Origin of the sequence: uncultured Clostridium sp. (assembly GCF_934754915.1) — a bacterium.
Taxonomy (GTDB): domain Bacteria; phylum Bacillota; class Clostridia; order Clostridiales; family Clostridiaceae; genus Clostridium.
The window spans coordinates 17853-28671 of the sequence record NZ_CAKVKB010000041.1 but is presented as its reverse complement, the minus strand read 5'-3'; the positions used below and the strand labels follow the sequence as shown (position 1 = coordinate 28671).

Below are 10819 nucleotides of genomic sequence, written 5' to 3'. Positions count from 1 at the left end.
ATATATAATGTGCACAAGAGCTCTTCATATACTTTCAATAATAAAGAAGAATTAAATAAAAAATGCGAAAAATAATAGACGTCTAAATTTTTTAGGCGTTTATTATTTTGTATTTATATATGATGTAATGAAAAATTAAAAATCTATTCAATATGTATAAAATTAAAGCTTTCATTATGCATTGCAAATTATCAATTATACATTGTCAATTAAAATTTAATAATTATGCATTGATGAATAATAAAATTTATGTGACATATATTTATAAAAAAATTAAATATAAAAGGTATTTATATTTCGTCAAAATCAATCATTCATTATCTTTATTAGAATGTAAAAAACTTTACATTCTATATAACTACAAAATATTAGAATATTAAAAATAAAAAATAAGCATAAATTTAATATTTATACACAAAAATAAAAAAATATGTTGAATAAATATATAAGTATATGTATAATTATACTATCAAATAAAAACAGAAAATAAATAACTTAACTTTAGGGGGTTATCATATGAAAACAGGATTACTTAAAAAAATTGTGGCAACAGTGGCAGCAACAGTATTAGCTGTTGGAATGATAGGATGTGGAGCTGGAACTAGCACAAATAAAACATCATTAGAAAAGATAAAAGAAAATGGAAAACTTGTAGTTGGGACAAGTGCTGATTATCCACCTTATGAATTTCATGCAACAGTTGATGGAAAGGATGAAATCAAAGGATTTGATATTGATATAGCACAAGCATTAGCAGATGATTTAGGGGTAAAACTTGAAATAAAAGATATGGACTTTGATGGACTTCTTGTAGCACTTCAAGGAGACAAGGTTGATATAGTATTTGCAGGAATGACTCCAACAGAAGAAAGAAAAGAAAATGCTGATTTCTCAGATATATACTATGAAGCAACTCATCGTTTCATTCTTAGAAGTGGAGAAGAAGGAACTGTTAAGTCATTTGATGATTTAAAAGGTAAAAAAATCGGAGTTCAAAAGGGATCTATTCAAGAAGGAATTGCAAAAGATAATTTTGATGAAGGTGATATTAAATCTTTAGCCAAGGTTACTGATTTAGTATTAGATTTAAAGAATAATAAGGTTGATGCTATTTTAATTGAAGAAGGAGTTGCTAAAATAAACTGTCAGAAAAATGATGGTATTGCAATGGCAGATTTTGTAGTTAAAGATGAGGATGGTGGATCTGCAATAGCATTAAAGAAAGGCGATACTGAATTACAGACTGAAATTAATAAAACTATAAAGAAATTAAAAGATGAAGATAAGATTACTCAATTTGTTTCAGACGCCAATGATTTAGCAGCAGAACAATAAAAGTTTAGGAGCGATTATATTTGAATTTTTCATTTTTACAAAAATATTTAGGATTTTATATTAAAGGTACAGAAATAACAATAGTTTTAGCTCTTTTTGCAGTGTTGTTTGGTACGATTTTAGGTCTTGCACTTACACTTTTAAGACGTTCAAGATTTAAGATTTTGAAATTTATAGGTAATGCGTATGTTGAATTTGTAAGGGGTACTCCATTACTTGTTCAGATATATATAATCTATATAGGACTTCCTAAACTTATAGGAATGGATCTGCCAGATATGGCAACAGGAGCAGTTGCATTATCATTAAATTCATCAGCTTATATTTCAGAGATAATAAGAGCTGGTATAGAAGCTGTTGATAAAGGACAAATGGAAGCAGCAAGAAGTCTTGGAATGAATCAAAGACTTGCTATGTTCGAAGTTGTAATACCACAAGCATTTAAAAATATACTTCCAGCATTAGGAAATGAATTCATAGCAGTAGTAAAGGAATCTTCAATGGTATCAGTTATTGGTGTTGCAGAATTAATGTACAATGCAGGAATTGTAAGAGGAAATACAGCATTAGGACTTGAACCTATAGTAATTGCAGCAGTAATTTACTTTATATTGACATTTACATTAACAAGGGCTTTAGGATGTATTGAAAGGAGAATGAAGGCAAGTGATATACGTTAAGGATCTGCACAAGAGTTTTGGACAGAATGAAGTCTTAAAAGGAATTGATGAACATATTGCAAAGGGAGAAGTTGTGGTTGTAATAGGTCCATCAGGTTCTGGAAAGAGTACATTTTTAAGATGCCTTAATCTTTTAGAAACACCCACAAGCGGTCAGATAACTTTTGAAGGCAAAGATATAACAAGCAAGGAAACAAATATAGACAAGATGAGAGAAAAAATGGGGATGGTATTTCAGCAGTTCAATTTGTTTCCACATAAGACAGTATGTGAAAATATCTGTCTTGCACCTGTTAAAGTAAAAAAGATATCTAAAGAAGAAGCAAAAAAGAAAGCAATAGAGCTATTAAAAAAAGTTGGGCTTGAAGATAAAATAGATGCTTATCCAGCATCACTTTCTGGAGGACAGAAGCAGAGAATAGCGATAGCCAGAGCACTTGCAATGGAACCTGATGTTATGCTGTTTGACGAACCTACTTCAGCGTTAGATCCAGAAATGGTTGGAGAAGTTCTAAATGTTATGAAAAATCTTGCAAAGGATGGAATGACAATGGTAGTTGTAACTCATGAAATGGGGTTTGCAAGAGAAGTTGGAAATAGAATAATATTTATGGATCAGGGAAAAATTTTGGAATCAGGTACTCCTGAAGAAATTTTTAAAAATCCTAAGAATCCACGTACTATAGATTTCTTATCTAAAGTATTGTAAAAATGAATATTGAATAATAATTGTTATATACTGAGAAGAATCATGAATGTAGAAGTGTGTTTTTATATTCATGGTTCTTTTTTAAAAACCACTTAATTAACTCTTAATTAAAAATTAATTTTTGGATAAAAAACTATTACTTCCCACTTGTTTAGAGTATAATTGAACTAAGTGCAGCAAAGATTTTCAGGCACTTAATAAAGCATTAAGAGAGGTAAGAAATGAGAGGCAGTAAAAAAATATTAAGTTTAGTTATTGCAATAGCTGTTTCAGTATCTGCATTTGTTCCACAAATAAATGTATATGCAGCAGAAAATAAAAATATTTTAAGCACTGTAAATGTAACAGATGTAAGACCACAGGATGATTTTTATGAAGCTGTTAATGGAGAATGGATAAAAGATTCCAAAGATGAAATTAACGAACTTTATTCAGAAAAAAGCATGTTTGGAGATATAAAAGAAAATAACAATAAAATAACACGACAGGAATTTGAGGATTTTATTTCTGATAAGAACAAATATGGAGAAGATAGTGATGAAAGAAAGATGGCAGATTTCTACTTAAACTATCTCAACATTGAAGAGAGAAATTCACAAGGAATAGAACCTTTAAAAAAATATATTAATAAAATTGATTCTGTTAATGATATGAACTCTTTAAGAGAATTACTGGGAGATTCAGAGATAGACATTTTGACAAATCTTATTCAATTTGATATACAAGTTAATCCAGAAGGAAATGCTTACGAAGCATATATTGAACCAACTTCATTAAGTATGTTGGATTCAAAAAAATATAGTGATGATAGTGATAGTAGTAATAAGGAATATAAATCAAAAGTAAGGAAATTCTATACAGCTCTTTTAAAACAGACAGGATATGATGATAAGAAATCAGAAGATATGTGTAATGAATTATTCGAATTTGAAGAAATGTTAGCAGATTCTATTTTGAGTTCTGAAGCTGATAGAAGCAATTTGGATAAAAGCAGATATGATGTATCAATGACATTGGAAAGACTTGATGAAATTGCACCAAATATAGAGCCTTCAAAGATAATGAAATTATTAAAAATTGACACAGTTAAAAGCATAAGAGTATCTCAGATGGACTGGCTTCAGAAGTTAAATGATATATGGACTTCAGAAAATTTGGATTTAATTAAGAATTATCTTAAACTTAATACTATAAAAGCTGCTGGAAGATATCTTTCAGAGGATATGGACAAGTTGTATTTTGATTTTTTAAATGAATTGGTTGGAATGGATTTATCATATGATTCAATGAAAGATGAAGCTTATGATAAGATAAATGTTTTATTTCCAGTATCATTAGGAAAATTGTTTAAAAGCAGGGTATTTACTGATGAAGAAAAAGAGGATGTAAAAAATATAGCAGATAAAATTATGGAAAACTATAAAAAAAGAATAAATAATTGTAGCTGGCTTGATGATACTACTAAGACACAATTTATAGAAAAACTCAATAAGATAAATGTAAATATAGGGTATTCCAACAGCAATCAGGATTATTCTTCAGCTGATATAAAGTTATATTCTCAAGGTGGAAATCTTTTAGATAATGTTATGAGCCTTGCAATGGCAGCTAAAAATAATCAAATTGAAGTGTTGAACTCGGAATTCAGTAAAAATCAAATAACTAATCTAATTCTTCCACAGGATGTAATTGCAGAATATCATATATTAAATAATACTATTGTTATAACACCAGGAATATTGCAGCCAGAAATGTATGACATAAATTATTCTAAAGAAAAGAAGATGGCTGGGATTGGATTTGTAATTGCACATGAAATAAGCCACTCTTTAGATGTAATAGGAGCATTTTTTGATGGAAATGGTGAAGTTAAGAATATGTGGACAGAAGAAAATTTTCAGGAATACAAAAAGAGGGTTGTTTATATAAGAGATTATTATAATCTTATTGAAGGATTGCCAGGGAAATATATTGACGGAACGCTTACTGTATGTGAAAATATTGCAGATATTGAGGGAATAGCATGTATTATGGATTTATTATCAGAATATGAAGATGTAGATTATAAATTATTTTTTGAAACATATGCAAAAATTTATAGATCTGTAAAAACTGATGAAGCATATGAATATTCTCTTGAAAATGATGAACATTCACCAGATAAGGCAAGAGTAAATGTGGTACTTTCTCAATTCCAAAAGTTTTATGATACTTATGGCATAAAAGAAGGAGACAAGATGTACGTAAAGCCTGAATATAGAATTACTCCTTTATGGTAAATGGTTGATTAATGAAATAATCAGAAATTACTTAGGACTGATGCAGAACATCAGTCCTATTTTGTACAAGAAATTATAGAATTTTTTAAAACTCAAATCTAGTAATATCAATGGGATTTTAATAGATTTGAAATTGGAATGATACAGTAATTTTATCAGTTAAGAAATTATAATATATATTGAAATTAACAATGCATAATTGATAATTATATATGAATGAGGAAATCTTTACAGATATCCTTAATACTTTTGTATTGCATAAATTTCAAGTGTGATTTTTTAATTAATATATATTTTAAGTAAAATTTCTGTCAACAGTTATGATTGTTCTGTAATTAGAATTGAGCTTTTCAATGTGTTCAGAAATTTTTGATTTTATTTCATCATCATCTATTGAAACTTTTTTTGATGTATTTATCACTATATCAAAAATGATATTCTTGTGTGTACCCTCACTGACAACTCTGAAATCATGAATTGAATCTACGTAATCAAATGTTTTTATAAAATCAGTAAGATATTCATAAACTTCTTTTACTTCTCCTTCAATTACATAAACAGGGTCTATATGAATTACAAGATATATGTTAAGCTCAGCAGATATTTCTCTTTCAGCTTTATCAATTATTTCATGTATTTTAACAATATTCATATCACTAGGGATTTCAGCATGAATTGAGCACATACATTTTCCTGGGCCATAATTGTGGATTATAAGATCATGAGTCCCTAGTATATTATCATAAGATGATACTTTTGATATTATTGATTCTACAAGTTCAGGATCAGGAGCTTCTCCAAGAAGGGGATTTAAAGTTTCTTTTATAAGGGAAAATCCTGAATATACAATGAACAATGCTACTGCCATACCCATATAGCCATCAATTGGAAATGATATGAATTTGGAAGCTAAAAATGAAATTGCTACACAGCTTGAAGTGAAAACATCACCTAGAGCATCAACAGAAGCAGCCTTTAAAGCTGAAGAATCTATTATATTTCCAATATATTTATTAAATCTTGAAAGCCACACTTTTAGAAGTATTGATATAAGAAGTAATATAAATGGTATGAGTTCAAAAGTGACATTTTCAGGGTTTATTATTTTCTCAAAAGATGATTTTATAAACTGAATACCAACAAGCATTACCATAAAGGCTACAATTAAAGCAGAAATATATTCGATTCTTCCATGGCCAAATGGATGTTCCTTGTCAGCCGGCATGCTTGAAAGTTTGAAACCAATTATCGTAATTAGAGATGAAGCAGCATCAGACAGATTATTAAATGCATCTGCTGTTACAGATATACTGGCAGTAATTAATCCGACAGAGAGTTTGATTACAAACAGGGAAAAATTTATGAAAATACCAATAATTCCTCCTAAAAAGCCATAAGAATTTCGTACTTTTTCATTTTTTACATCATCATGATTTCTAATAAATCTATTTACTAATAGTTTTGATAACACAATATATCATCCTTTCATATAATGATTAAAATAAGTCATAGTTATTTATAGTATTAGTTTAATGTGTTATAATTATATTCAGCAGGCATAGAAAAGAGTGAATGATTATCCATAAATATATAGATATGTATTTTTAAACGATAGAACTACATAATATTAAAGAAATCTTGAAAAGATTTCATCTTTCATTGACAATTGTTCATTGTACATTGTAAATTGGAACATATATTTAAATTATATTTTACCATAGATGTGTAAAATGAGATAATTATTTAATAAATTAAAAGTTAATATTTGTAATTTTAATTAACAATAAGAAAAATATGTTTGCTGAATTTATAATATATATTGAAAGATTAAGATTTAACTTATGTATGTGGATATTTTATAATTATAATTTTGTATAAGTCAAACCGATATATAGTATATATACTTATTTGTATTATACTACTATGTTGAATTATTTTTGGTTTTTATGCTGATATGAAAAATCTTCACATATAAAAATATTAAAAAATCTTGCAAAGATTTTTATCTTTAATTGTCAATTGTATGTTGTCAATTGACATGTAATGCAGTGCTAATATTGAGTAAATAATCCTTAATCAAGATTTAACTGTAAATAAATTTTCATTAAGAATTATTGAAAAATGATATAAAGATTGACAGGATAATATTTTGAATCAAAATATTGGGGCTGAAATCAAAATATTTAGGAGGTATATCGATGAAAAAAACAATTTTTACAGGAGCAGCTGTTGCTATTATTACACCTTTTGATGAAAATGGAGTTAATTTTGAAGAACTTAAAAAACTTATTGATTTTAACATAGAAAATGGAACAGATGCAATTGTAATAGCAGGAACTACTGGAGAATCTGCTACAATGAGTGACGAAGAACATAGAGAAACTATAAAGTTTACAGTAGAATATGTAAATAAGAGAGTTCCAGTAATAGCTGGTACAGGATCAAATGATACTCTATATGCAGTTGAATTATCTAAGTATGCAGAAGAAGTTGGAGTAGACGGACTATTAATAGTAACTCCATACTATAATAAAACTACTCAGTCAGGTTTAATTAAACATTATAATTACATAGCAGACAGAGTTAATGTTCCAATTATATTATATAATGTTCCATCAAGAACAGGAGTAAATATACTTCCAAAAACTTGTCTTGAATTATCAAAACATAAAAATATCGTTGCAATAAAGGAAGCAAGCGGAAATCTTTCACAGATAGCAGAAACAAAAGCTTTATGTGGAGATGAACTTACTGTATATTCAGGAAATGATGATCAGATTGTACCAATATTATCTCTTGGAGGAAAAGGGGTAATTTCAGTTCTTTCAAATGTAGCACCAAGAGAAGCTCATAATATATGTCAATATTTCTTTGATGGAAAGACAGAAGAAAGTGCAAAACTTCAATTAGAATATTTGAAACTTATAAATGCGTTATTTATAGAAGTAAATCCTATTCCAGTAAAAACAGCATTAGGATTAATGGGATACAATGTAGGTAATTTAAGAATGCCATTATTCCCAATGGAAGAAGCTAATCTTGAAGTATTAAAGAAAGAGCTAAAGGCTAAGAACTTAATATAGTTTTTTTGTAAGCCATACTTATGATTAAAATATAAAATAGTATAATTTGAATTGGGGAGAGCTGTGGTTTATCAAGATTAAACTGCAGTTCTTTTTTTGAAGTAAATATATATTTGAATTGACAATTGACAATAGATTTAAATTTTGTGTTTTTGTGAAAAAGGTGTTATCTGTAGAAAGTGTATATTGAAATGAGGTCTGTTTTTGGATAAAATAAATGAAATATTAAAAAATAAGAAATACATAGAATGTTTAAATGAAATAGAAAAATTAGAAAAAGACAGAAAATTTTGCAGGCATAATATGAATCATTTTTTAGATGTGGCAAGGATTGCATATATACTTGTCCTTGAAAAAGGATTGAACTATTCTAAAGATGTAATTTATGCTGTAGGGCTTCTTCATGACATAGGAAGAGGAGAAGAATATAAAACTGGTGTAAATCATGACGATGCAAGTGCTGAAATAGCAGAAGAGATACTAAGAGAAACCTCATATACTGATGATGAAAAGAAAATTATATTAAAGGCTATTCTTAGTCATGGAACTGACGGCAGTGAAGATGAATTTCAGGATATAATATATAAAAGTGATAAGCTTTCAAGAAACTGCTTTAAATGTCATGCAGAGAAAGAATGTTATTGGAGTAAGGAAAAGAAAAATATTATTATTAAGTATTGATGTTAATTATACTAATATGAAAAGTCCTCACTTATCAAATTAAGGATAAATGATTTAAAATCAATGAGAAGCGGATATGAAAGGAAGTAGTACAAGTGAAAATAGGTAATAAGGAATTTAAATTAGGCGAAAGAACTTATGTAATGGGAATATTAAATGCAACTCCAGATTCGTTTTCTGATGGGGGAAAATTTAATGAAGTTGAAATAGCATTAAAAAGAGTTGAAGAAATGATAAAGCAGGGGGCTGATATAATAGATGTTGGCGGTGAATCAACAAGACCAGGATTTAATGTTGTTGAAGCTGATGAAGAAATAAAAAGAGTTGTTCCTGTAATTAGAGGAATAAAAGAAAAATTTGATATTCCAGTTTCAATAGATACATATAAAGCAGAAACAGCAGAAGCAGCAATAAAAGCTGGTGCAGATATAATAAATGATGTATGGGGCTTTAAGAAAGACAAAAATATGGCAGATGTTGCAGCAAAATATGATGTTCCATGTATACTTATGCATAATAGAAAAGATAAACCTTATGAAAATTTGATGGAAGATGTTAAAAATGATTTAAATGAAAGCATTGAAATTGCTATGAATGCAGGTGTTAGAAAAGAAAATATCATTTTAGATCCAGGTATAGGCTTTGCTAAGACTTATGAAGAAAATCTTATTGTTATGAAAAATTTAAAAGAGATTAAAAATATGGGATATCCTGTATTGCTTGGAACATCAAGAAAATCTATGATAGGAAATGCTTTAAATCTTCCAGTTGATCAAAGAGTTGAAGGAACACTTGTTACTACAGTTATGGGAATTATGGCAGGCTGTGAATTTATAAGAGTTCACGATGTTCTTGAAAATAAGAGGGCATGTGTTATGACTGATACAATTTTAAGTGTATAAGTGTAGATATTTCATAATTATAGTTTTATATGGTTTGATTCAAGATATAGTGTCTGTATTGATTTGAGGTACATTATATGTTGAGCTAAATCTTATATTTATGTTAATATGAAAAATTTTCATATAATAAAAGAAATCTTGTAAAGATTTCAGCATCAATTGACAATTGTTCATTGTAAATTGTCAATTGAAAAAGTAGGAAAGGTATGAATTAAGTGGATAAGATATTTTTAAAAAATGTTGAGATTTTTGCTAATCATGGGGTATTTCAGGAAGAAAAAACTCTTGGTCAGAAATTTATATTAGATATAGAACTTTTTCTTGATACTAAAGAAGCAGGTGTAACAGGAGATTTGACTAAATCAGTTCACTATGGTGAGTTATGTCATAGAATAGAAGAAGTATTTGTAAAGGAATCTTATGATTTAATTGAAACAGCAGCGCAGAAGGTAGCAGATTATATATTACATAATTATGAATTAGTAAATAGCGTGAAAGTTACATTAAAAAAACCATGGGCACCTATTGGAAGACATCTTGATTATGCTGGAATTCAGATTGAAAGAGGATGGCATGAAGCTTATCTGTCAATAGGAAGCAACATGGGAGATAAAGAAAAAAATTTAAATGAAGCTATTAAATACATGTCTGAATGCAAAGAAATAAAAGTTGAAAAAGTGTCAAAATTTTTAGTGACAGAACCATGGGGATATACAGATCAGGAAGAGTTTTTAAATGGAGCTGTAAAAATAAAAACAACTTTTTCACCTAAAGAACTTATAAGGATGCTTCTTCATATTGAAAGTGAAATGAAGAGAGAAAGAATCATAAAATGGGGCCCAAGAATAATAGATCTTGATGTTGTATTTTATGATGATGTTATAAGTGATGATGAAGAAATAATACTTCCTCATCCAAGAATGGAGGAAAGGGAATTTGTACTTAAACCTCTTTCTGAATTATGCCCTTATAAGATTCATCCTGTTTTAAGAAAATCAGTTTTAAAGCTTCTTAATGAAGTTTCATAATCATAAATATATTTCAACTAACAATGGCTGATGGACAATTGACAATGAAGGATGAAATCTGATTTGAAATATACTAAGCATAACTTTAATTAAAAGTTAACTTTTAATTTATAAATAAATAG

General features: G+C 28.2%; 9 protein-coding genes. 8 read left to right on the top strand and 1 reads right to left on the bottom strand.

What is annotated here, in order from left to right; all coding sequences use genetic code 11:
* Positions 1-516 precede the first annotated feature (516 nt).
* From Q0F58_RS08515 to Q0F58_RS08500, 4 genes are all read left to right on the top strand, one after another.
* On the top strand, positions 517-1335 hold the full coding sequence (locus Q0F58_RS08515; protein WP_294375015.1) for an ABC transporter substrate-binding protein: 819 nt from the start codon (positions 517-519) through the stop codon (positions 1333-1335).
* 20 nt (positions 1336-1355) lie between these two features.
* The gene (locus Q0F58_RS08510) at positions 1356-2015 is read left to right on the top strand and encodes an amino acid ABC transporter permease (RefSeq protein WP_294375011.1); all 660 of its coding nucleotides are present in this window, start codon (positions 1356-1358) and stop codon (positions 2013-2015) included.
* Positions 2002-2724 (top strand): amino acid ABC transporter ATP-binding protein, encoded by a 723-nt coding sequence (locus tag Q0F58_RS08505; protein WP_294375008.1) that lies wholly within the window; start codon positions 2002-2004, stop codon positions 2722-2724. Before Q0F58_RS08510 ends, Q0F58_RS08505 begins: the two co-directional genes overlap by 14 nt.
* Before the next feature lie 221 nt (positions 2725-2945).
* The gene (locus Q0F58_RS08500; protein ID WP_294375005.1) at positions 2946-5003 is read left to right on the top strand and encodes a M13 family metallopeptidase; all 2058 of its coding nucleotides are present in this window, start codon (positions 2946-2948) and stop codon (positions 5001-5003) included.
* 295 nt (positions 5004-5298) lie between these two features.
* On the opposite strand, the gene Q0F58_RS08495 is transcribed toward Q0F58_RS08500, so the two are convergent.
* Positions 5299-6474, bottom strand: a complete 1176-nt coding sequence (locus Q0F58_RS08495; protein ID WP_294375000.1) for a cation diffusion facilitator family transporter — start codon at positions 6472-6474, stop codon at positions 5299-5301.
* A 727-nt stretch (positions 6475-7201) separates the two neighbouring features.
* Here Q0F58_RS08495 and dapA point away from each other — a divergent pair.
* From dapA to folK, 4 genes are all read left to right on the top strand, one after another.
* Positions 7202-8086, top strand: a complete 885-nt coding sequence (dapA, locus tag Q0F58_RS08490) for a 4-hydroxy-tetrahydrodipicolinate synthase (RefSeq protein WP_294374998.1) — start codon at positions 7202-7204, stop codon at positions 8084-8086.
* Between the two features lie 204 nt (positions 8087-8290).
* Positions 8291-8767 carry an HD domain-containing protein gene (locus tag Q0F58_RS08485; RefSeq protein WP_294374996.1) on the top strand — a complete coding sequence of 159 codons (477 nt, stop codon included), beginning with the start codon at positions 8291-8293 and terminating at the stop codon, positions 8765-8767.
* Between the two features lie 95 nt (positions 8768-8862).
* Positions 8863-9669, top strand: coding sequence for a dihydropteroate synthase (folP, locus tag Q0F58_RS08480; RefSeq protein ID WP_294374994.1), 807 nt, complete (start codon positions 8863-8865; stop codon positions 9667-9669).
* A gap of 215 nt (positions 9670-9884) precedes the next feature.
* On the top strand, positions 9885-10697 hold the full coding sequence (folK, locus tag Q0F58_RS08475; protein ID WP_294374992.1) for a 2-amino-4-hydroxy-6-hydroxymethyldihydropteridine diphosphokinase: 813 nt from the start codon (positions 9885-9887) through the stop codon (positions 10695-10697).
* Positions 10698-10819: the final 122 nt, after the last annotated feature.